The organism is Intestinimonas sp. MSJ-38, assembly GCF_018917925.1.
Taxonomy (GTDB): domain Bacteria; phylum Bacillota; class Clostridia; order Oscillospirales; family Butyricicoccaceae; genus Pseudobutyricicoccus.
Genome location: NZ_JAHLPO010000033.1, coordinates 1 through 22,389, shown reverse-complemented (window position 1 = coordinate 22,389; position 22,389 = coordinate 1). Strand labels below are relative to the sequence as shown.

The window sequence follows — 22,389 nt, the reverse complement described above, 5'->3', positions numbered from 1 at the left end:
CTACGACCAGCTTCTTGAATTCCGGCGTGTATCGTTTGTTTGGTTTTCCTCTTGACATAATAAATCACCCCATCTGTTAGATAGTATATCATACTGTCTAACAAATGGGGTGCAGTTCAACACGCCGGGAGTTTTTTATGCTTCAGACTGTCGAGAAACCTGGATAGCGCCAAGAAACCGTTTGTCCTACCTCTTATCAATTCGCAAAAACCGGCGACCGGTGCGTCGGTTTTTGCACTTCTCAAGGGGCAAGTGTACGCCAAAGGCGTGCATGCAGCCCCTTGCAAAAACTCGAACAAGTGGCCAAGGGCCACTTGTTCGACACGCTCTTATGCTGTTATTCTTCCAGCTGCCACTGGATGGGCTGCTGGCCGTGCTCCTGCAAAAAGGCATTGCACTGAGAAAAATGGCGGCAGCCAAAGAATCCCTGATAGGCCGACAGCGGGCTGGGATGGGGCGCCGTGAGCACCAGATGATTGGGGTTTGTGATGCGCTTTTGTTTGGACCGGGCATTGGCTCCCCACAGCAGAAACACCATGGGCTCCTGCCGCTCATTGAGCAGATCAATGACCCGATCGGTGAAATTCTCCCATCCCATGCCCCGGTGGGAATTGGCTGCATGGGCCCGGACAGTGAGCACCGTGTTCAGCAGCAGCACCCCTCCCTGGGCCCATTGGGTCAGGCAGCCGTGACTGGGACGATGAAATCCCACATCATCTTCCAGTTCCTGATAAATATTGTTGAGGGACGGGGGCACCGGCACCCCTTTCTGCACCGAAAAGCTGAGCCCGTGGGCCTGGCCGGGGCCATGGTAGGGGTCCTGGCCCAGAATCACCGCCCGCACCTCATGGTAGGGCGTATATTTCAAGGCATTGAAAATATCGTACATCGAGGGATAAATGGTACGGCTGCGGTACTCCGACGCCAGGAATTTGCGCAGCTTCTGGTAATATTCCTTGTCAAATTCCCCTTTCAGCAGCTCGTCCCAGTCATTTCCGATATGAACCATATACTCCGTCCTTTCCCGAAATGAAATCCATTTGATTTTATTGTACACGCCCGCTTTCCTTCTGTCCACCGATTGTTTACTGAAAAGTCCTTGATTTTTACATAAAATATGATACCATGTTGTGGTCTCGCTCCCTCAAACTCCCCGCCGCGCAGGAGAAGGGACCACAAAGCAGACAGAATACCCGGCGCGGAGAAATGAGGAACCACCTTTGATCACAGTTACCGATGTGAGCCTGAATTTTGACGGCCAGAATCTTTTTTCCCATGTGGATCTGAAATTTACCCCCGGCAACTGCTATGGCGTCATCGGCGCTAACGGCGCCGGAAAATCCACCTTCCTGCGCATCCTGTCCGGCGAGCTGGAACCCTCCCATGGCGAGGTCTCCCTGGGCAAGAACGAGCGGATGAGCGTACTCAAGCAGGACCACTACGCCTACGATCAATATACCGTGCTGGACACCATCATCATGGGCAACAGCCGCCTGTATGAGATCATGAAGGAAAAAGAAGCCCTTTACATGAAACCGGACTTTTCCGACGAGGACGGCATCCGGGCCTCCGAGCTGGAAGGGGAATTTGCCGAGATGAACGGCTGGGAAGCGGAAAGTGAAGCCTCCCGCCTGATCCAGGGCCTGGGCCTGCCGGTGGATATCCTGGAAAAGCAGATGGAAACCCTCCAGGGCAAGGAAAAGGTGAAGGTGCTTCTGGCACAGGCCCTCTTCGGCCAGCCCGACATCATTCTCCTGGACGAGCCCACCAACGACCTGGATGTGCTTTCCATCAGCTGGCTGGAAAACTTCCTCCAGGACTATCCGGGCACCGTCATCGTGGTATCCCACGACCGGCACTTCCTCAACAATGTATGTACCCATATTGTGGACATCGACTATACCAAAATCAAGCTTTATGTGGGCAACTACGACTTCTGGTATGAATCCAGCCAGCTGATGCAGAAGCTCATCCGGGATCAGAACAAAAAGCACGAAGAGAAGATTCGGGAGCTGCAAAGCTTTATCCAGCGGTTTTCCGCCAATAAATCCAAGTCCAAGCAGGCCACCTCCCGTCGCAAGCTGCTGGACAAGCTGGAAGTCACCGAAATGCCGGCTTCTTCCCGCCGCTATCCCTTTGTGGGCTTCACCATGGACCGGGAGCCGGGCAAGGAAATCCTCACCGTCACCAACCTGAGTAAAATGGTGGACGGGGAAATGCTTCTTAACCGGGTATCCTTCCGGGTGAACAAGGGAGATAAGATCGCCTTCATCGGCGAAAACGAAAACGCCGCCACCACCCTGTTCCGTATTCTCAACGGCGAGCTGGAACCGGACGAAGGGGAATTCAAGTGGGGCTCCACCATCACCACCAGCTATTTTCCCCGGGACAATTCCGCCTTTTTCGATGATTTCCAGGGAAATCTGCTCCAGTGGATCGAACAGTTCTCCGAAAACGACATCACTGAGACCTACCTCCGCAGCTTTTTGGGCAAAATGCTCTTTTCCGGAGACGATGTGCTCAAGAGCGCCCAGGTGCTCTCCGGCGGCGAGAAGGTGCGGTGCATGCTCTCCCGGATGATGATGAAAAACGCCAATGTGCTCATGCTGGATCAGCCCACCAACCACCTGGACCTGGAAAGCATCACCGCCGTCAACAACGGCCTGATGGATTTCAAGAGCAATGTGCTCTTCAGCTCCCATGACCACCAGTTCATCCAGACCATCGCCAACCGGATCATCTGCCTCAAACCCGATGGCTTTGTGGACCGGATGTGCACCTATGACGAATATCTGGAAAAAATGGAAGGCATCGAAAACTGAGCAACATAAAAAAGGTCCGTCGCAGAACAGAAATGTTCTGTGACGGACCCTTTTGTTTGTTATCACTTATTTTTTGTTTTTACCAGCCTTTTTTGATGTTTCCCACTCTTTGTAGAGCTTGCTTACAACACCTGACAAAGCCAGAAGGCCGAGAACATTGGGGATTACCATCAAACTATTGAAGAAATCCGAAAGATTCCATACAAGTTCTACCTTCAGGACAGAGCCTACAACGATGAGAATGACAACGATCAAAGCATAGAGTCTGACGCCTTTGGGACCAAAAAGGTATTTTACATTCTTTTCGCCAAAGAAATACCAGCCGACAATTGTGGAAAAGGCAAAAAAGAACATGCATATTGCGATGAATATCTTACCGAAATTGCCGAATCCCATGTTGAAGGCCATCTGTGTAAGGCCCGCTCCGCTCAAAGTCTGATTTACCGACTGAAGCTGACCTGTGACAAGAATGACGAGAGCAGTGAGATTCAGTATTACAAGGGTATCGATAAATACACCCATCATGGCAACCATACCCTGATCACAGGGATGCTTGACCTTTGCGAGAGCGTGGGCATTCGGTGTAGAGCCCATACCGGCCTCATTGGAGAAAAGGCCGCGGGCGATACCGTATTTTACAGCCTGAGAGACTGCAACACCGGCAAAACCGCCAATGGCCGCGCCGGGATTCCACGCTCCCACCACAATTTGTCTGAACGCTTCGGGAATCATGCCGTAATTCATGACGATGATAACAAGGGCGCCCAAAATATAGAAGGCGGCCATGATAGGAACGATTTTTTCCGTAATAGATGCTACACGGGCTGCACCGCCAATGAAAACAAAAGCAGACAGCGCAGCTACTGCCACTCCTATTACCATGGGATTTATGCCGAAGGCTCCTTTAAAAGCATCTGCAATGGAGTTGGCCTGAACCATATTACCCATGAATCCCAAAGCGAGGGTTATGAGAATGGCAAACACAGCAGCCAGGGTTTTGCCAAGGCGTCCTCTGAAAGCCGCTCTTATGTAATAAACAGGTCCGCCGGTTATTTCGCCGTCTTCTCCAACTGTCTTATACTTTTGAGCAAGAGTCGCCTCTGCAAAAATGGTGGCCATGCCAAATATGGCGCTGATCCACATCCAAAAAATGGCACCTGGCCCTCCCATTACCATAGCGGTAGCCGCGCCGGCCAGATTGCCGGTACCTACCTGAGCTGCGATGGCCGTTGCAAGGGACTGGAAGGAGCTCATTCCATTTTTATCCGCCTTATCCCCCTTGAGTTTAATGTTTCCGAACACCGCCTTGAAAGCGCTTCCGAATTCCCTGAACTGCACAAAGCCCAGTCTGGCGGTGAACCAGATGCCGGTTCCCACAAGCAATACAACAAGAATTTTGCCGGACAGAACCTCCGTCAGTGATTCAATGATGCCGTTTAATATTTCCATGATGCCGTTTAATATTTCCATATTTTTCCTCCTTTAAAATCTTGATCATGCACTGGTTGGCACATTATATCATATACACTTGTCATTTGTCTATATTGTTCATACTGTTTCTGAAAGGATACTGCCTTTTTGTGAACAGTGCTAAGAATTATGTGTAAACTCTCGTATGATTTGCTGATACTAGTCCAGAAAAAATACACCAAACCATCCCCAGCAATTCACTTGCGTCCTAGTGGAATACCTTTCGATTTTCGTGTTGCTGCACCGTCATTTTTCAGATATCCGGATCGGAAACCTGCAGAACCCAAAGTCATTCGGAACGCAAAAAGACAGGCTGCACACCTCTTTTGGGGTGCGCAGCCTGTCTTTTTACTGGCCCATTTTACAGCGGGCCCTTTCACGCTTTTTAATCTTTGAACACTTCTTTGGCAGAAGCGGCCAAACCGGCGATCCCCTGAATCTCCGAGGGGATAATGATCTTGGTGGCTTTGCCATCGGCAGCCTTGGCGAAGGCCTCCAGAGCCTTGATCTTCACCACACTGTCGGTGGGAGCGGCATCATTCAGCAGCTTAAGGCCTTCGGCCAGAGCGGTCTGCACTTTAAGCAGAGCCTCGGCCTCGCCTTCGGCTTCAGCGATCTTGGCCAGACGGCTGGCGTCAGCCCGCAGAATGGTAGCTTCTTTTTCGCCTTCGGCCACCAGAACGGCAGAACGCTTTTCACCTTCGGCCCGCAGAATGGCTTCCCGGCGTTCCCGTTCGGCCTTCATCTGCCGCTCCATGGCGTCCTGGATCTCCTTGGGCGGGATGATATTTTTCAGCTCCACCCGGTTGATCTTGATGCCCCAGGGGTCGGTGGCCTCATCCAGGATGGTGCGCATTTTGGTGTTGATGATATCCCGGGAGGTCAGGGTCTGGTCCAGTTCCAACTCGCCGATGATGTTACGCAGAGTGGTAGCCGTCAGGTTTTCGATGGCCGCCATGGGATGCACCACGCCATAAGTAAACAGTTTGGGATCGGTGACCTGGAAATAAATCACAGTATCGATCTGCATGGTTACATTGTCCTTGGTGATCACCGGCTGAGGCGGGAAGTCCGAGACCCGCTCTTTCAGAGTCACCTTGTTTGCCACCTTTTCCAAAAGAGGAATCCGGAAATGCAGACCGGTTTCCCAGGTGCCGCTATAGGCTCCCAGCCGCTCCACGATAAAGGCGCTGGCCTGAGGCACAATGGTGACACAGGAGGCCAACACGATGAGCACAAAAATTGCCAGAATGACAAACAGAATGACGGGCAGGGGCGAACTTGCTAAAACAGCCAACAACATACTTTCTCCCTCCATAAATCAGATTTTCTCTTTTTCTTTTCCCTTTTTACTTTCCTGTCCAGGGCTGCACAATGGCTTTGACACCGGAGATCTGCACCACTTCCACCTCAGTACCCTGAGCAATGGGCGCCTCATCCGTACTGCGGGCCGTCCAGACCTGGCCGCCCACCCGGATCTGTCCCTGGGCCATCTGGTTGTGGATCTCCTGGATCACAACGGCTTTTTGTCCCACGATCCGGTCGGCATTGGTGGGCTTTTTCCCCAGCTTCAGCTTACCAACCCATTTACGGGTGGTCGCCAGCAGCACCGCTGAACCGGCCGCAAACAGGGCCAGCTGCCACCACAGGCCTACGCCCAGCAAAGCGGCAATCATGGCCACCAAAGCGCCACAGGCAAACCAAATAGAGGTCAGTCCCATTGTCGCCGCTTCGGAAATGACAAAAATAACCACTGCAATGAGCCACACAACAGGCATGGCAATCGGCATAAATCATCACCTCGTTTTCTATGTTCAGCATACCATTTTTCCCGCTTTCTGTCTATATCTCCCCATCATCTTCTGTAAAAATCCTTGCAGGAAACCTGCAAAGTTTTCTGCCCCCTTGTTCCATCCCTGGCTCTCATGCTATAATAATATTATATTGCAACAAGGAGCTTTTCATATGAAAAAAATCTTCCGCAGCGGCTTTTTGGCCCTGTGTTTCGCTTTTGTTCTGGCCCTCTCTCCCCGGGCTGTGGAGTACGATTGGCAGACCCTTTACAAAGGGGAGATCCGCACTCTGCTCTCCGACGGCGATCCCCATTATCTTCTGCTGGCCGACATCGACCTGGACGGTACGCCGGAGCTTTTCGGCGGCAGCGGACCTTTGTCCCCCCTCGTCCCCCTGGCCACCTGTTCCAATGGAAAACTGATGGAACTTTCTTTGGCCCCTGGCAGTCAAACTCCTACCTCCGTTTTGCAGAATCTTCGTCTTTCCTTCAACTCTGAAACCGGAGAAACTCTTCTTACCTGTGAGGGGAATGATCCGGCCGGCGGATATGCTCTGTGGGAGCTGTCTATGGAAAACGGACAGCTCCTGTGCCGCAAGCGCTTTGCCTATCAGGAAAATGGAAACTCCACTTCCTATTTTATGTGGAAAAGCGGTCAGCTTGCCACTGTTTCTGGCAGCGAATACCGCACCGCTATGGATCGTTTCTGGGAGGGCTTTGCCACCCAGAATGACACGCTCACAGCCCAAAGCTTCTTCTCCGGCGGTTACCGAAGCCAGGATGTGGACAAATTTCTCCAAAGTTATTCCCCGGCCCCGGTGCTGGCCCTTCCCACCCAGGTTTCGGTGACCATCAACGGTTCTCCTCTTTCCCTGGGAGTTTACAACATCGACGGCAACAACTATTTCAAGCTGCGGGATCTGGCTGCAGCCCTCAATGGCACCAACAAACAGTACAATGTAGGTTGGGACAACATGACCCGCCAGGTATCCATCGAGCGTGGGAAACCCTATCAGCCGGTGGCAGGAGAGATCTCCCTGCCTCTGGGCACCACTCCCACCCTGGGCCGTCAGCCCAAAGACGCTCTCAGTCTGGACGGCCGGACAGTGGACACCCAAAAATACAACATCGGCGGCAACAACTATTTCAAACTGCGGGATCTGGCTGAGCTTCTGAATTTCCAGGTGCTGTGGGATAACAGCAGCCGCACCATTCGCATTGACACCACAAAATCCTACTCCCAGAGCTGATCTGCTCTGTGGATGAAATAGAACAGAAAGAGGCGTTTACTCTTGACATTTTCCGAAAAAGCCGACGCTTTTTGGCAATGGTTCGTGGAAAACGAACCGGTTCTTGCCCAAATGGCCGATCATCCTGCCCTTTATGATCCTCAGCAAGTGATCGCTTTTGTGGATCAGGGGGTATCCCTGTTGTCCTCCCAGTTGCAATATACCATGGGCGGCCATCGGGAATTCACCTTTGCCGCCGAAGGAAAAGAGTCTCTCTTTTACCTTCTGCCCTACCTGGTCAGCCGCAAGCCAGGTGCTTTGGACAGCTGGACTTTTCGCCCTCTGCTGCCGGGGCAGGGCAGCACTCCTTTCGATTTTTCCATGTTTGATCTTTGCTTTTCCAGCGGCGAGGTACTGATCGACATAGGCTTTGAGCCCTCCACCGGCACCTTCCGCCTGTCCTTTTACCATCCCCAGCTGTGTTCTTTGGAACAGCCCAGCAGCCTGACAGCCTTTTACCAGCTGCTGGATCTGACCCTGGGGGAAAGCATGAGCCATATCTATATTTCAGAAGCACAGCCCCTTCCCCAACCGGAAGAGGGAATGTTCCCCCTCACCGATTTGAAAAGTCGGCTGCTGGAGGCCATGGAAGCCTTGGGCCTGCCCCAGATCCAGCGTCCGGATGAGCAATATGTCCCCTATGGTTTTCATCCCCAGGAAAGCCCGTTGCCCCGCTTTGATGTGATCCAGGGCTCCACCTGTTACACCGGTCTGATCAATGACTATTATGCCGGACGGACGGAAAACCTGGAAGGCCTGGGAGAGTACGGAGCCAGTGCCTGTTTTCTCACCTTTACCCCGGAAGAATATCTGGGCACAGAAGAAGCCGACGCCATACGCTATCAGTTGGAACAGCAGATCCAACAGGCGCTGGGGCCCCGGGGAAGCGGCCAGGAAAAAGGCATTGTGCTGGGTGGCGCCACCGGCACGGAGCATTGTTACATCGACTTGCTCCTGTATCATCCCCCTGCTTTGGATGGCTGCCTCCGCCCTCTTCTTCTGGACTCCTCCTACAACTTTTCCTTTTCCGATTTTCGTCTGCTGGCCCCCGTGCTTCCCATCTCCCTTCCCTCGCGGCTCAGCTAAAAAAGCTCTGCAAGCCTTACGGCCTGCAGAGCTTCTTCTTTTCTCCAGGGAGAAACAAAAAAACAAGGAGCGGAAACTTTCCGCTCCTTGTACTTCTTCGCTATATTATATGGAAAATCCAGCCTGCAAAACAGCTTTTTAGAAGCTCCGATGCTGCTTGTTGAAGATGCTGAGGATCTCTTCAAACGCCCGGTCCTTCTCTTCCTTGCTGGTGGCCGCCCGGCCCTCTTCCTCGTTCTGTGCAGCCTGAGGCTCCTGGGAAGCTTGTCCGTCTCCCTGTTCTGCGGGCTGAGCCTGGGCCTGAGGAGCTGCTTCCTGAGAAGGCGCTGCCGCCTTAGGCTCTTTGGGCATGGCCGGTTTGTCGTCAAAGCCGGTGGCGATGACGGTGATCTTCACTTCGTCTTCCAGATTCTCATCAATGGCCGCACCGAAGATGATATGGGCTTCCGGATGGGCTGAGGTCTGCACCATGGCCGCGGCCTGCTCCACTTCCTCCAGGCCGATATCGGGAGAACCGGTGATGTTCAGGATAACGCCCCGAGCCCCGGCGATGGAAGTCTCCAGCAGCGGGCTCTGAATGGCCATCTTGGCGGCCTCTTCGGCCTTGTCCTTACCGGAAGCACGGCCCATACCCATATGGGCATAGCCGGCATTGCGCATAATGGTGGACACATCGGCGAAGTCCAGGTTGATCAGGCCAGGCACGGTGATCAGTTCACTGATGCTCTGCACCGCCTGAAGCAGCACGCTGTCGGCCACTTCAAAGGCGTTCTGCAATGTGATCTTCTGTTCGCTCACATATTTCAGCCGCTCATTGGGAATGGTGACCAGAGCGTCCACTTCTTCCTTCAGCTGCATGATACCGGCGGTAGCCTGATCGGTGCGCTTCTTGCCCTCAAAGGCAAAGGGGCGGGTGACGATACCCACTGTCAGAATGCCCATTTCCTTGGCGATCTGGGCGATGATGGGAGCGGCGCCGGTGCCGGTGCCGCCGCCCATGCCGGCGGTGATAAAGACCATGTTGGAGCTCTCCAGCACCTTTTTCAGTTCTTCGGCGCTTTCCTCCGCAGCCTTCCGGCCGATCTCCGGATTGGAGCCGGCGCCCAGGCCCTTGGTGAGCTTTTCGCCCACGGCCATCTTGATGGTGGCCGCCGAATAGTTCAGAGCCTGCTTGTCCGTATTGACGGCAATAAAGTCCACGCCCCGGATACCGCTGGAAATCATGCGGTTGACGGCGTTGCCGCCGCCGCCGCCCACGCCTACTACTTTAATATTTACATTATTCTCTGTTCCTGCATCAAACGAAAAGCCCATAACTGCCTCCACCTTGCTCACAATGTATTTTTTCCTTAAAAACGCTTCGTCCCCCAATGCGGATCATTGCGGACGAAAACGAGCGGTCTGGGGATCGGTGAGATCGATCACACCGGTGTCCGTGCTTCCCAACCGTTCCACCACTTGATTGAGGAAACTGATTTTCTTCTCCAGCTCCTCCACCGTTCCCAATTCCACCACAAAGCGTTCTGTATACTGCAATCGAATTTCGAACAGTTTCGTCATGTCGATTCCCATAATTTCTTTCAGTATACCACTATTTTCTGCGGTATTCAATATGATTGACAGGGCTTTTCCCTGCTCTTGCTGGGAAAAATCCAAATATTCGCCCACTTGAGGGTCTTCCAGCTCAAGCCCTGTGACCAAACAATACCCCGCTGTCTGCTCTTCTGAAATTTCTTCCAATATTTTTCCTTTTTTATCCACAAGCCAATATCGGTTTTCAAAAGAGACCACAGCCGATGGCACACAGTCCTGCAAAACGATCTCCACCGTATCGGGAAACTTCCGCCGGATGGAGACGGTGTCCAGATACGGTCGATCCCGAAAGATCCGGTTGGTGATGGCCACCTTGTTGAGGAAAAACAAATTTTCCCCTTCTGCAATCCCGGCGGCCTCCAGCACTTCCTCTGAACTGTACCGGCTTTCACCGGATACCGTGACTCGTTTGACCTTGAAAAACACCGTCACCGCCGCCAAAATCGCGGCGCAGATCAGCACCAGACACAGCAGACTGATCAATATTCCCGGACCCCGCCTGTGCCGCCGCCGTTTTTTCGGCCTTGGCCCAGGAGGGGCACTGCTTTTTTTCTTCTTCATACTTCCACCACCGGTCTATTCCTCCCGACGGATACAGGCTCCCAGCTGAGCATATGCCTTTTCGATCTTCTCATATCCCCTGTCGATGTGGTCGATTTCGCTGATGCTGGTCTCCCCCTGAGCAGCCAGACCGGCCACCACCATGGCGGCGCCGCCCCGCAGATCGGTGGCCTTGACAGCGCTTCCCGTCAAATGGTCCACTCCACGCACCAGAGCCAATCTTCCTTCCACCTGAATATCCGCCCCCATGCGCATCAGTTCGGCACAGTGGCGATAGCGGTTTTCAAAGATATTCTCAGTAAACACCGTGGTGCCCTGGGCCAGACACATGGCCGCCATCAAAGGCGATTGGGCGTCTGTGGGAAAACCCGGATACGGCATGGTGCGCACCGGTCCCACGCTGCGCAGCCGCTTCGGTGCCTGAATGGTCACCCGATCGGCCCCCACCTGGAGTGCGCAGCCGCTCTCCTCCAGCAGCTGGGTCACAGAGGCAAAATAGGAGGGCTCGGTGTCCTCCACCGTGATCTTCCCGCCAGCGGCAGCACAAGCGCACAAATATGTGGCCGACTCGATCCGATCAGCGATCACCCGATGCTGGGTGTTCTTTTTCAAAGCGATTTGTCCGCCGATCCGCACATCGTGGTGGCCTGCGCCGGAAACAGAGGCGCCGATCCCCTGGAGAAACTGCTGCAGATCCCAAATCTCCGGTTCTCGGGCCGCATTGACAATGCAGGTGACCCCAGGGCAGGCGGTGGCAAACAGCATGATGTTTTCTGTAGCCCCTACACTGGGCAAAGAAAGGGTGATATCGCACCCTTGCGGCTTTTCACACCAGGCAGTGATCTGCCCGCCCTCCTCCTGGATGGCTACCCCCAGCTTCCGCAAAGCGGCCAGGTGCAAATCAATGGGCCGAGGCCCCAGCTCACAGCCGCCGGGAAAGGTCATGCGGGCCTTGCCGCACCGGGCCAGGATCGGCCCCAGAAAGATCACCGAAGAACGCATTTCCCTCATGAGATGATCGGGAATATCCCACCGGTCCATGGGTGCGGAGTCCACCGTCACCGTGTGGCCCTCCTGGCTGACCCGACAGCCCAGATGACGCAGAATGGCAATGGCCGAATGCACATCCCGCAGATCGGGACAATTATGTATGATGCTTTCACTGCCGCTGATGATGGTAGCGGCCAGAATGGGCAGTACGCTGTTTTTGGCGCCTCCGGCCCGAACTGACCCTTCCAGCGGCCGGCCTCCTTCAATGATAAGCCTGCTCATAGTATTTCCTCCTGTGGACGATCCGCCCGCGCCCGCGCCTGCCGTCAAAGGGCAAAGGGGGGCGTATGTTGTTACCCCATACTATGCCGGCTCGTCGGTGGTTGTTCTGTTACACTCCGGCCACTGCGCGGATCTGCTGATAGATCCGGTCGGCAGCATCGGTTTTCGCCATTTCCTTGGCTCTGCGGCCCATTTCGGCCAACTTGTCCGGCTGAGACAGGAGCTGGCAAGCGGTTTCATAGAGCTTGTCGCCGGTGGTCTCCTGCTCCAGCAGCACCACCGCAGCCCCTCTCTTTTCCAGCACTCTGGCGTTTTTCTCCTGGTGGTTGTCGGCCACATAGGGAGAAGGAACGATGATGGAAGGTTTCCCGGCGGCACAGATCTCCGCCAAAGTGGAAGCTCCCGCCCGGCAGATCACCAGATCGGCTTCGCAGAGCACCTGGTCCATATCAAAAATATATTCCCGCAAATCGATGTTTTTGGCCTCGTCCAGCCGGACTCCCATTTTCTCGATGGTCTCCGGCATCCACTGATAATTGTTCCGTCCAGCGCCGTGGATCAGGCAGAATTTTTTCTCCTGAGCACACAGCTGAATGCATCGGCTCATCTTCTGATTCATATAGTAAGCGCCCACGCTGCCCCAGAAGGAAACCACCAGCGGCCCCTTCTCTCCGGGGAACAGCCGCTCTTTCAGACCATTGGGCCGGGCCGCCAGAATCTCCTGCCGCACCGGACTGCCGGTGAGCACCACTTTTTTTGCCCCTTTCAGATAGGGTTCAGTCTCCGGAAAACTGATGAAAACGCAGTCGGCCTTCCGGCTCATCCGCTTGACCACCATCCCCGGTGTGGCATTGACCTCCAGCATGGCGCAGGGCACCTTCCGGCGCACGGCCGCCCGCACAGCGGGATAGCTGGCATAGCCTCCGGTGCCCAATACCAGATCGGGGGCAAATTCTTTGAGAATCTCTTCGGCCCGCCGGCTGGCCTTGGCCGCTTTTTTCAGCGCCTCCACATTCTGTTTCAGTCCCTTGGGGGACAGTTTCCGGGAAAGCCCTGCCAGGGGGAAAGTATAAAGGGGATAGCCGGCCCGCTTGACCAGCCGCTCTTCAATAGCGCCCTGAGCCCCGGCAAAACGGATATCCGCCGAGGGGTCCTGCTGGCGGATATATCCCGCCACAGCCAGAGCGGGATTCACATGGCCCGCTGTGCCGCCTCCCGTAAAAAGGATCTTCATGGCTCTGTTCGCTCCATTCTCTTCTTTGTTTGTGTGATGCTGTTATCCCTGCTCCGGGGCCGGAATCCTTCGGGACACCGACAAAATAACCCCCACTTCCGCCAGGAGCATCATCAGTGAAGTGCCGCCATAGCTGAAGAAGGGCAGCGCGGCGCCGGTAACCGGCAAAAGACCGGTGACAACGCCCATATTGAAAATGGTCTGGATGGCAATCTGGGTGGTGATCCCCGCCACCAGCAGGCTTCCGAACCGATCGGGAGCCCGCAGGGCGATCTGATACCCCCGCAGGATCAAAGCAGCAAAAACGATCATGATGAGGATGGCCCCCACCATGCCCAGCTCTTCGCAGATCACAGCAAAAATAAAGTCATTGGCCGGTTCCGGCAAAAACAGATGCTTCTGCCGCCCCTGCCCCAGTCCCAGGCCCCACACGCCGCCGGAGCCCACGGCCATCAGGGACTGAGCTCCCTGCCAGCCCTTGCCCCGGAAATCGCTGAAGGGGTCTAGCCACACTTTGACACGGGTCATAGCATGGGGAAGCAAGAAAATCAGCCCCACAACGCCGCCCACACCGCAGGCCGCCATGCTGATCAGCCAGGCCAGATTGGCGCCGCCCAAAAAGACCATCACCATGCCGGTGGCGCCGATGATAACGGTGGCCGACAGATGGGGTTCAAAATAGAGCAGCGCCGCAATGAGCACGATGATGGACACAAAGGGCAGAATACCATACCGGAAGGTGCGCATTTTCTTTGGCCCCCACACGGTGATCATGCTGGCAAAACACAATATGACGGAAAACTTGGCGATCTCCGAAGGCTGAAACTCCACGCCGATCTTCAGCCAGCGCTGGGCGTCATTGTGCTCCACACCCACAAAAATAACGGCCACCAAAAGCAAAACCGAAACCACCATGGAAAAGATGGCCAGATAATGCAGTTTGCGGTAATCCAGACAAAAGGCCACCGCCAGCATACAGACAATGCCGGCCAGGGCGAACATTCCCTGACGCTTGAAATAAAAAGCGCCGTCACCGGACTGGGTGCTGTTGATGGCATCCACATAGCTTGCGGAAAACAGGGTAATCAAGCCGATGCTCAAAAGCAATATGGTAAGGATCAAAAAGGGCAGATCGATACTCTGACGCTTCTTGCTCCGTTTTCGGATGGGTTTCGAGCCCAATTCCACGCTGGCCGCTAGGGTTTTAATGGGGATGCACCTCCAAAGGTCCGGCGGACATCAGGCCAGAAACGGCCCGATGCCCAGATAAGAAACGATGCACATCACCAAGGTGATGGCGGTAAACACAAAGACGATCTTTTTTTCGCTCCAGCCGCACATCTCGAAGTGATGGTGCAGCGGGGCCATTTTAAAGATCCGCTTGCCATGGGTCATTTTGAAATAGGTCACCTGGATAATATCGGACAAGGTCTCGGCGATATAGATGATACCCACCGGTACCAGGATCAACGGCAGATCACAGGCGAACGCCATGCCGCACACAGCACCGCCCAAAAACAGCGAACCGGTGTCTCCCATAAAGACCCGGGCCGGGTTTTTGTTATAGATCAGAAAGCCCAGAAGGGCACCCAGAAGACCTGCGGAAAAAACGGCCGAGCCGTCTCCCAGGGCCAGGAACACCCCGGAGAAAAACAGCGCCACCACCGCTGTCACCGAAGCGGCCAGGCCATCGATGCCGTCGGTGAGGTTGACGGCATTCACCGCCCCTACGATCACAAAGATGGCGCAGGGCAGATACAAAAACCAGGGCACCTGCCACAGTACATTGACGAAGGGAATGTACACATGACCGGTGATATATCCCATGGAGCGGAGCACCGTGACAAACAGCGCCGCTGCGGCAATCTGAAGCAGAAGTTTCTGCAGGGGTGTCAGGCCCTGGTTCTGCTTCTTTTTGATCTTGGTATAGTCATCCACCATGCCGATCAGCCCAAAAATCAAAGACAGGGCAAAAATCAGCACAGGCCGGAGATCGGCCGCCGCCCAAATGGCGGGAAGGCATGCACACAAAGCACCCACCAGCCCGGCGATGAACATGATTCCGCCCATGGTGGGAGTGTATTGCTTATTCATGTGCCAGGTAGGGCCATCCTCCAGGATCTTCTGTCCGAATTTCAGTTTTTTCAAAAACCGGATCACCGGCGTTCCCAGCACCGCCGTGAGGGCAAATGCCACCACAAAGGCGCAGATCGCTGCTTTCATCATTCCTCTTCCCCCAATTTGAGCTTATGTCCCAAGCCCGTCCCTTCCCCACAGCATGGGTGTGCGCGCAGCAGCCAGATGGCGCTGCGCGCAAACGCGGCCTTTCTTATTCTTCCTTGGTTTGCTTTACTGCTTTGCTTTGTTCTTTGCGGCAAAATAGGCTGCCACTTCTTCCCGTTCGTCCAGGTGATGCTTGACACCGCAGATCTCCTGATAGGTCTCATGGCCTTTGCCCATGAGCACCACCACATCTCCCGGCTGGGCGTTTTCCAGCGCATAGACAATGGCCGCTCGCCGGTCATCGATCACCGCCATGGGAGTGGCGATGCCCTTCATCCCAGGCAGGATATCCTCGATAATGGCCCGGGGATCTTCCATGCGGGGATTATCCGATGTGACGATGCAGAAGTCGGCCAGCTCCGCTGCGGCTTTGCCCATCAGCGGCCGCTTGGTCTTATCCCGATCGCCGCCGCATCCAAACAGAGCGATCACTCTTCCTTTGGCAAAGCCTTTCACCGCTTTGAGGATGTTGACGATACCGTCAGGAGAGTGGGCATAGTCGATCAGAACGGTGTAATCCGCCGGCACTGGCACTACCTCGGCCCGGCCCTTGACGCCATGGGCATGACGCATGGCCAGGGCGATATCCGCCAGAGAAACCCCCAGTGCCAGGCAGCAGCCAGTGGCGGCCAAGGCGTTATACACCGAAAACATACCGGGGATTCCCAGGGTGAGCCGGTTGATAGCCCCGGTGACCACCGCTTCAAATTCCACCCGATCGCTTTTCAGATTGATATTCTTAGCCACCAGATCGGCGTCGTCCGATTGGGCCGAATAGGTCTGGAAGTGACAGCTGCCCTTTTCCAGGATGTATTCCGAGGCGGGATCGTCCCGGTTGACCACGCCGAAACGGCACATGGAGAACAACCGGCTTTTGGCTTTCAGATATTTTTCCATGGTGCCATGGAAATCCAGATGATCCCGGGAAAGATTGGTGAACACTCCCACCTCAAAGGGAATGCCGTACACCCGATCCAGCTCCAATGCGTGGGAAGAGACTTCCATCACCACATACTGGCACCCGGCCTGCTTCATCTCCGAGAGGAGGCGGAATACCTCATAGGACTCCGGCGTTGTGCGCTGGGCCGGCAGTTCCTTCTGGCCGATGTAATTGGCATTGGTGCCCATCAGTCCCACGGTGGCGCCGGTGCTCTCTTCCAGAATGGCCTTCACCAGCATGGTGGTGGTGGTTTTGCCATTGGTGCCGGTGACGCCGATGACCTTCATCCCCCGAGCCGGATGACCGAAGAAATTGTCGCTCATCTGGGCCAGGGCCAGGCGGGAATCCCGCACCAGCACATAGGGCACACTGATCTCCGGCGGCGTTTCGCAGATGACCAGCGCCGCCCCTGCTTCTGCGGCCTGGGCAATGTATTTATGCCCATCGGTCTGAAAGCCCCGAATGGCCACAAAAGCCTCTCCCGGTGCACTCTTCCGGGAATCATAGCAGAGTCCCTTTACATCCACCTGCTGGTCACAGGCGTATTTCACCACATCCACATTGCTGAGCAGTTCCATGAGCTTCATCTTTCGTGTCACCTTCCCATTCCATTATTCGGCCCGCTGATCCAGGTCGGTAAACTCTACCGTCACCACCGTGCCCATGGCCGCGGTGCCGGTGATATTCTGCTTGCTTGCCACCACATTTCCCGAGCTGCTGACAGCGCCGGAGCCCTTCATATAAAGCCCCGCCCGTTCCAGCTGAGCCCTGGCGGCCGACACCGAAAGGCCGGTCACATCGGGCACCTGTACCGGTTCTGTGGGTTTTCCCGCTCCCATATAGAGCACTACCTGACTGCCGCCGGGAATGGCCGAGCCATAACTGGGCAGCTGATCGGTGACGGTATCTCCGTCGCCCACCACTCGATAATCCAAATCCACTTTGCTCAAAGCGCTTTCCGCTTCGGTTTTGGTCATGCCGATGACTTCGGGCACCGACACATCCTTTTCCTCCAGCTCTTCGGCGGTGTAAGTGGGTTCCACTCCCAGATAGGGCAGGATATCGCTCATAATCCGCCGGATGACGGGAGCGGCCGTGATACCGCCGGTCACCGGCTGGACAGTCGGTTCGTCCAGAATGACCAGAACGGCCACCTGAGGATCGTCCGCCGGAGCGAAGGCGATAAAGGAGGAAATACGCAGGTCGTTACGGCCGGTTTCTGCCTGTTTGGCCTTTTTCTCCGATGTACCGGTTTTGCCGGCAATGTGATAACCGGCCACATAGGCGTTTTTACCGGTGCCTTCGCTGACCACGGTTTCCAGTATATCACACATCAGTTCCGATGTCTCTTCTGAAATCACCTGGCGCACCACAGTGGGCTCGGTGCTTTCCACAATATTGCCGTCGCTGTCCAGGATCTCCTTGACGATATAGGGCTTCATCAGGTTGCCGCCATTGGCCACGGCGGACACCGCCGTGATCAGCTGCAGCGGAGAGATCTGGAAGTTCTGTCCAAAGCTGGCCGTGGCCAGGTCTACCTTGTTGGACAAGAATTGCTCTTCCGAGTGGAAGATGCTCTTGCCTTCGCTGGGCAGATCGATGCCCGTAGGCTCATCCAGGCCGAAGGCCTTGTAATATTCCAAGAATGTTTTGGCTCCCACCGCCTGGCCGATGTCGATAAAGGCCGGGTTGCAGGAATTCTGAATGGCCTGGTACAGGTTCTGGCTGCCGTGGGCCCGGGGATAATACCAGCATTTGATGGGCTGAGGCCAGCCTTCTACCATCCGGTAGCCAGGGCAATAGAAAGTGCTGTCCACCGTGATGGCCTTTTCCTCCAGCGCCATAGAGGCGGTGAGGATCTTGAAGGTGGAACCGGGGTCATATGTATCGGTCACCGCTTTGTTCCGCCACTGGGCCTGGAGGATCTCATTGCGTTTTTCGGAGTGCTCCTCCTCATCGGTGATAGCGGCCAACTCCTGAGCCTTCTGCTCGTCGGTGATGGTAAAGGGATCGTTGGGGTCAAAATCCCCCTTGGTCGCCATGCCCAGAATAGCGCCGGTGTCCACATCCATCACAATACCGGCCACCTGGTTCTGGGTGTTGTTGTCGTAAGCGGCAATCTCCAGATTTTTCTCCAGATAGTGCTGGATCACTTCGTCAATGGTCAGGATGATGTCATTGCCGTCCTCGGCCTCATAGTACATCTCATAATCGAAGGGCATTTCCTCCCCGTTGGCATTGGTGGCCCGGATGGCCCGCCCGGGGGTGCCGGTGAGATAGCTGTCGTACTTGGCTTCGATGCCGGCCAGACCCTGGTTATCGCTTCCCACAAATCCCAGCACCTGCGCCGCAAAGTTGCCGAAAGGATAATACCGCTTGGTATCGGGAGCCATATAAATGCTGGTGATGGCTTCTTTCTGCTGGTCCTCCGGCTTTCCTTCGTTGTATTCCTTGATTTTCTCGTTGTAATCGCTTTTAAACTGCCGCACCTCATCGGCGACTTCTTTTTCCACTCCTCGCTTGATCACCTCATAGGCCGAATCTGTTTTGGAAGCTTTGGCATAGACCGTTTCATAGTCCATATCCAGAATCTCCGCCAGGTTCTGGGAGATGATCTGGGCCTGTTCATCGTCAGCAATCTTGCGAGGCTCCAATGTGACCATCTCCACTGAAGCGCTGATGGCCAGGGGCTTCATATTGCAGTCGTAAACGGTGCCGCGCATGGGCTCAATCGTGGTATCTTTGGTCTGCTGGGCAATGGCTTTTTCCTCGTAAAACTCGTAATTGAGCACCTGGAGCTGAAACAGCCGGCCCGCCACGATCACGAAGGCGCCCACCCCCAGCACCGCCGCCGCAAACAAAATGCGGCGGCGTGTCATGCTGTTGGCTTTTTTGGACATTTTCTCACCTGTTCATTAAAAAATGAGAGCAAGAAACATCATTTCCCACTCTGCTTACTCGCTCTCATCCACATTATATTGCTTGCGCTATTTCAGATATTCCACCACGGCATTGAAAGTTTTCATCAGACTGCTGAGAAAGGCCGGGGTCTCGCTTTCCTGCTGAGGGATTTCCACACTGTCCTCCTGGGACAGATCCACATATTCCACACGACTCTTATCGGCTTTGATCATGCCCAAAGCGTTGCGGGCCCGGTCCTCCACATAGGTCAGATTGAAAATCTGCTTCTTTTTGGCCTCCAGCGCTTTGGCATCGCTCTGCAATGTCTCCAGTTCATCTTTCAGGGCGGCGTTCTCCCCTGTCAGCTGGGTCAGCTGCATGAAGTTGAACACAATGACAAGCAATGCTGCAAAAACGCCGCAGAAAATGGCGCTGTACTTGCCGTAGGGCACTTTGGGCTTGACTTTGCCCTTGTGCACCCGCATCCGCTGCCGGAGATCCTGCTCCTGCTGCTGGAGAGTGGCATAATCATAAGCCACGCTCTGGCGGGAAGCGGGCGAGCGCTTGTGTTCATATGCCATTGTCATCGCCTCCCTCGATTTTTTCCGCTACCCGGAGCTTGGCAGAACGAGCTCTGGGATTGTCCCGAAGCTCTTCCTCTCCGGCTGTAATGACTCCTCGATGCACCAGCTTGAGCCGGGGCTTCCGGCCGCAGACGCACACCGGGAATTCCGGCGGGCAAATGCACCCTTTGGCTTGCTGTGCAAAAATATTCTTGACGATCCGGTCCTCCAGGGAGTGGAAGCTGATCACCGCCAGACGCCCGCCGGGAGCCAGCAGATCCACACTGTCCTGCACCGCCTGTTCCACCGCCCGCAGCTCTCCATTGACCTCGATGCGGATAGCCTGGAAGCTGCGTTTGGCCGGGTGCTGCTTTTCCCGCAGCGCCTGGGGCGGCATGGCCCCCCGGATAATCTCGGCCAGCTCCACAGTGGACTGGATTGGTTTTTCTTCTCTGCGGCGGCAGATGGCCGCGGCAATCCGTCCGCTGTACCGCTCCTCGCCGTAATCCCACAAAATGCGTTTCAGTTCTTCCTGACTGTATCCATTGACCACATCACCGGCCGTAAAGCTCTGGCTTCGGTCCATGCGCATATCCAAAGGCGCATCGTTCATATAGGAAAAGCCCCGCTCCATGGCATCCAGCTGATAGGAAGACACCCCCAGGTCAAAGAGGATGCCGTCCACCTGAGAAATCCCCAGGTCTTTTGCCACGGCGGCGATATCGGAAAAATTGCTTTTCACAAAGGTGATTTTATCCCGGTAAGGCTCCAGGCGCTTTCCCGCGGCCTGGAGTGCGTCATCGTCCCGGTCGATGCAGATCAGGCGGCCGCCTTCTCCCAAACGCTGGACGATGCCCAGAGAATGGCCTCCCCCGCCGGTAGTGGCATCCATATAGATGCCCTGGGGATGAATGCGAAGGCCCTCCATGCATTCCTGAGCCAAAACCGATTTATGACTGAATTCCACAGGGACCTCCCCCTCTCCGGGGCAATGGCCCCTTTAGAAGCCCAGGTCTTCCATGGCCTCGGCAATGCTTTCCGATGTAAGTTCTCCGTTGTATTCCTGCCAGCGGCGTTTGTCCCAGATCTCCACTCGTCCGGAGACGCCGATGACGGTCACTTCCTTCTGCAGCCCGGCGTATTCCCGCAGATTCTGGGGAATCAGCACCCGCCCCTGGGAATCAGGAGCGCAATCGGCAGCACTGGAAAAGAAAAATCGTTGAAGATTGCGGGAGCGGGACATGGGCAGTTGGTTGATCTTTTCCTCCAACACATCCCAGGCTTCTGCCGAATAGACAAACAGACAGCCGTCCAGACCTTTGGTGATGATAAAGCTGCTGCCCAGCTTTTCCCGGAGCTTGGCCGGAATGAACAGGCGGCCTTTGGCGTCGATATTGTGTTCGAATTCGCCGTGCATTCTTTCACCACCCTGATTCCTCCGGTGTGTACTTTCAGGCACTGTTCCCCACTTTCCGCCACTTTGTTCTTTTATTATACCGTTGGCCTGTATGAATTGCAAGTGCTTTTCATAATTATTTTTTACCAAAAAGCCGCCATTTTATGTGAAAACACGGGATTTTCGACACATCAAACAGATGTTCGTTTTTTCTGTTTTTCGACATTTTCCGCTCTCTTTTCCTCTGGATCATTTTCCCTTTCCCCCTCCTTCTCCGTTGCATTTTTATCTTCCTTGTGGTAGCATATCAAAAGATGAAGTGTGAATATTTTCCCCATTTCATAGGAGAATCTCTATGTTTTTTCAAATCAACCCCAACCCGGGCTTTGCCTTTTTTCTCGATCTGTTAGGCGGCCTCACCGGCCTTTTTTACTGTGCCATCAGCTCTCTGCTGGTGCTGCGGGGTTTTGTTCTCAAGCACCCCGTTTCCCTGCGCCAGATCGATGTGGTGGGCTGGGCCGGTCTTTCGGCCTGCGTCGTTTCTCTGCTTTTGTTTTTTTCCCATTCCATGCCCCTCAACCTTTGGTCGGCATTGAATTTTTTGTGTGATCTCACTTTTCTGCTCTATTTTCGCAGCCGGAAAATGCCCCGTGCGGCAGTCTATGCCCTGTACATCCAGTCGGGCATCTATCTGGTGTTCCTCCTGCGCATGGTATCCCATATGCAGATGCGCCTGCTCCCCGGCTTTGTCATCTTCCAGCTGATCCCTGCCTGCCTTCTGGCCGGCGTCTCTCTGGTGGTGCTGGTGCAGTCCATCCGGGAACGGAAAGAGCCCACCTGCCCTCCCTGTGCTTCTTCTGCTCCTCCCCCGGGCACCAGTCCCTGGCCGGAGGAAACACTGGAGGAGGAAGAATCCCCCGAACGCATCGCCCAGTGGGACAACCAAGCCCCTCCCGAGTCCCCCGAGGACGACCCCTTTGAAGAGTTGCTCCCCACCGATCCTTCGGACCCCTCTTCTCACAGCTAACCACTCCATTCAGAAAACCAAAAGCCCGCCGATCTTTCATCTGAAGTAGTCAATAGTTAGTAGACACAAAATTTCTTATGCCACCAGTTCTGTTCTATATGGGACTGGTGGTTTTCCTTTTAGTTTGCGGACGGGTCGTTCATTGTTGAAATAATAGATT

The 22,389-nt window shown here is 54.8% G+C and carries 19 protein-coding genes; 4 read left to right on the top strand and 15 right to left on the bottom strand.

What is annotated here, in order from left to right; translation table 11 throughout:
- Window positions 1-337 precede the first annotated feature (337 nt).
- Window positions 338-1,009, bottom strand: a complete 672-nt coding sequence (locus KQI26_RS13990) for a uracil-DNA glycosylase (RefSeq protein ID WP_118748200.1) — start codon at window positions 1,007-1,009, stop codon at window positions 338-340.
- A gap of 211 nt (window positions 1,010-1,220) precedes the next feature.
- Between KQI26_RS13990 and KQI26_RS13985 the strand changes: the two genes are divergently transcribed.
- Complete coding sequence (locus tag KQI26_RS13985) at window positions 1,221-2,822, top strand: ABC-F family ATP-binding cassette domain-containing protein (RefSeq protein ID WP_216504888.1); 1,602 nt, start codon at window positions 1,221-1,223, stop codon at window positions 2,820-2,822.
- Window positions 2,823-2,888: 66 nt separating this feature from the next.
- Here the strand turns inward: KQI26_RS13985 and KQI26_RS13980 are convergent, their stop codons facing one another.
- The 3 genes from KQI26_RS13980 to KQI26_RS13970 form a co-directional block, all read right to left on the bottom strand.
- Window positions 2,889-4,271 carry a sodium:alanine symporter family protein gene (locus KQI26_RS13980; protein ID WP_216504889.1) on the bottom strand — a complete coding sequence of 461 codons (1,383 nt, stop codon included), beginning with the start codon at window positions 4,269-4,271 and terminating at the stop codon, window positions 2,889-2,891.
- 406 nt (window positions 4,272-4,677) lie between these two features.
- Window positions 4,678-5,595 carry an SPFH domain-containing protein gene (locus KQI26_RS13975; RefSeq protein WP_118748197.1) on the bottom strand — a complete coding sequence of 306 codons (918 nt, stop codon included), beginning with the start codon at window positions 5,593-5,595 and terminating at the stop codon, window positions 4,678-4,680.
- A gap of 46 nt (window positions 5,596-5,641) precedes the next feature.
- The gene (locus KQI26_RS13970) at window positions 5,642-6,082 is read right to left on the bottom strand and encodes an NfeD family protein (protein WP_216504887.1); all 441 of its coding nucleotides are present in this window, start codon (window positions 6,080-6,082) and stop codon (window positions 5,642-5,644) included.
- Window positions 6,083-6,257: 175 nt separating this feature from the next.
- Between KQI26_RS13970 and KQI26_RS13965 the strand changes: the two genes are divergently transcribed.
- Together KQI26_RS13965 and KQI26_RS13960 are read left to right on the top strand one after the other, a co-directional pair.
- Window positions 6,258-7,334 carry a copper amine oxidase N-terminal domain-containing protein gene (locus tag KQI26_RS13965; RefSeq protein WP_216504886.1) on the top strand — a complete coding sequence of 359 codons (1,077 nt, stop codon included), beginning with the start codon at window positions 6,258-6,260 and terminating at the stop codon, window positions 7,332-7,334.
- Between the two features lie 42 nt (window positions 7,335-7,376).
- Window positions 7,377-8,459, top strand: a complete 1,083-nt coding sequence (locus KQI26_RS13960; RefSeq protein ID WP_216504885.1) for a hypothetical protein — start codon at window positions 7,377-7,379, stop codon at window positions 8,457-8,459.
- A 138-nt stretch (window positions 8,460-8,597) separates the two neighbouring features.
- Here KQI26_RS13960 and ftsZ read toward each other — a convergent pair whose 3' ends face one another.
- The 11 genes from ftsZ to mraZ form a co-directional block, all read right to left on the bottom strand.
- Complete coding sequence (ftsZ, locus tag KQI26_RS13955; RefSeq protein ID WP_216504884.1) at window positions 8,598-9,773, bottom strand: cell division protein FtsZ; 1,176 nt, start codon at window positions 9,771-9,773, stop codon at window positions 8,598-8,600.
- 63 nt (window positions 9,774-9,836) lie between these two features.
- On the bottom strand, window positions 9,837-10,535 hold the full coding sequence (locus KQI26_RS13950) for a cell division protein FtsQ/DivIB (RefSeq protein WP_216504883.1): 699 nt from the start codon (window positions 10,533-10,535) through the stop codon (window positions 9,837-9,839).
- A 93-nt stretch (window positions 10,536-10,628) separates the two neighbouring features.
- Window positions 10,629-11,885, bottom strand: a complete 1,257-nt coding sequence (gene murA, locus KQI26_RS13945; protein ID WP_216504882.1) for a UDP-N-acetylglucosamine 1-carboxyvinyltransferase — start codon at window positions 11,883-11,885, stop codon at window positions 10,629-10,631.
- A 109-nt stretch (window positions 11,886-11,994) separates the two neighbouring features.
- Window positions 11,995-13,119, bottom strand: a complete 1,125-nt coding sequence (murG, locus tag KQI26_RS13940) for an undecaprenyldiphospho-muramoylpentapeptide beta-N-acetylglucosaminyltransferase (RefSeq protein ID WP_216504881.1) — start codon at window positions 13,117-13,119, stop codon at window positions 11,995-11,997.
- A gap of 42 nt (window positions 13,120-13,161) precedes the next feature.
- Window positions 13,162-14,307: an FtsW/RodA/SpoVE family cell cycle protein gene (locus tag KQI26_RS13935; protein ID WP_216504880.1), complete on the bottom strand. Its 1,146-nt coding sequence runs from the start codon at window positions 14,305-14,307 to the stop codon at window positions 13,162-13,164.
- A 51-nt stretch (window positions 14,308-14,358) separates the two neighbouring features.
- Window positions 14,359-15,345 carry a phospho-N-acetylmuramoyl-pentapeptide-transferase gene (gene mraY / locus KQI26_RS13930; protein ID WP_371744189.1) on the bottom strand — a complete coding sequence of 329 codons (987 nt, stop codon included), beginning with the start codon at window positions 15,343-15,345 and terminating at the stop codon, window positions 14,359-14,361.
- A gap of 123 nt (window positions 15,346-15,468) precedes the next feature.
- Window positions 15,469-16,929, bottom strand: coding sequence for a UDP-N-acetylmuramoyl-L-alanyl-D-glutamate--2,6-diaminopimelate ligase (locus KQI26_RS13925; RefSeq protein WP_216504879.1), 1,461 nt, complete (start codon window positions 16,927-16,929; stop codon window positions 15,469-15,471).
- 24 nt (window positions 16,930-16,953) lie between these two features.
- On the bottom strand, window positions 16,954-19,242 hold the full coding sequence (locus KQI26_RS13920) for a penicillin-binding transpeptidase domain-containing protein (RefSeq protein ID WP_216504878.1): 2,289 nt from the start codon (window positions 19,240-19,242) through the stop codon (window positions 16,954-16,956).
- An 87-nt stretch (window positions 19,243-19,329) separates the two neighbouring features.
- Window positions 19,330-19,824: a septum formation initiator family protein gene (locus tag KQI26_RS13915; protein ID WP_216504877.1), complete on the bottom strand. Its 495-nt coding sequence runs from the start codon at window positions 19,822-19,824 to the stop codon at window positions 19,330-19,332.
- Window positions 19,814-20,773, bottom strand: a complete 960-nt coding sequence (rsmH, locus tag KQI26_RS13910; RefSeq protein ID WP_216504876.1) for a 16S rRNA (cytosine(1402)-N(4))-methyltransferase RsmH — start codon at window positions 20,771-20,773, stop codon at window positions 19,814-19,816. Before rsmH ends, KQI26_RS13915 begins: the two co-directional genes overlap by 11 nt.
- Window positions 20,774-20,806: 33 nt before the next feature.
- A complete protein-coding gene (mraZ, locus tag KQI26_RS13905; RefSeq protein WP_118428149.1) occupies window positions 20,807-21,223 on the bottom strand; it encodes a division/cell wall cluster transcriptional repressor MraZ in 417 nt (138 codons plus the stop codon).
- A gap of 334 nt (window positions 21,224-21,557) precedes the next feature.
- On the opposite strand from mraZ, the gene KQI26_RS13900 reads away from it, so the two are divergent.
- Window positions 21,558-22,229, top strand: coding sequence for a hypothetical protein (locus tag KQI26_RS13900; protein ID WP_216504875.1), 672 nt, complete (start codon window positions 21,558-21,560; stop codon window positions 22,227-22,229).
- Window positions 22,230-22,389 lie beyond the last annotated feature (160 nt).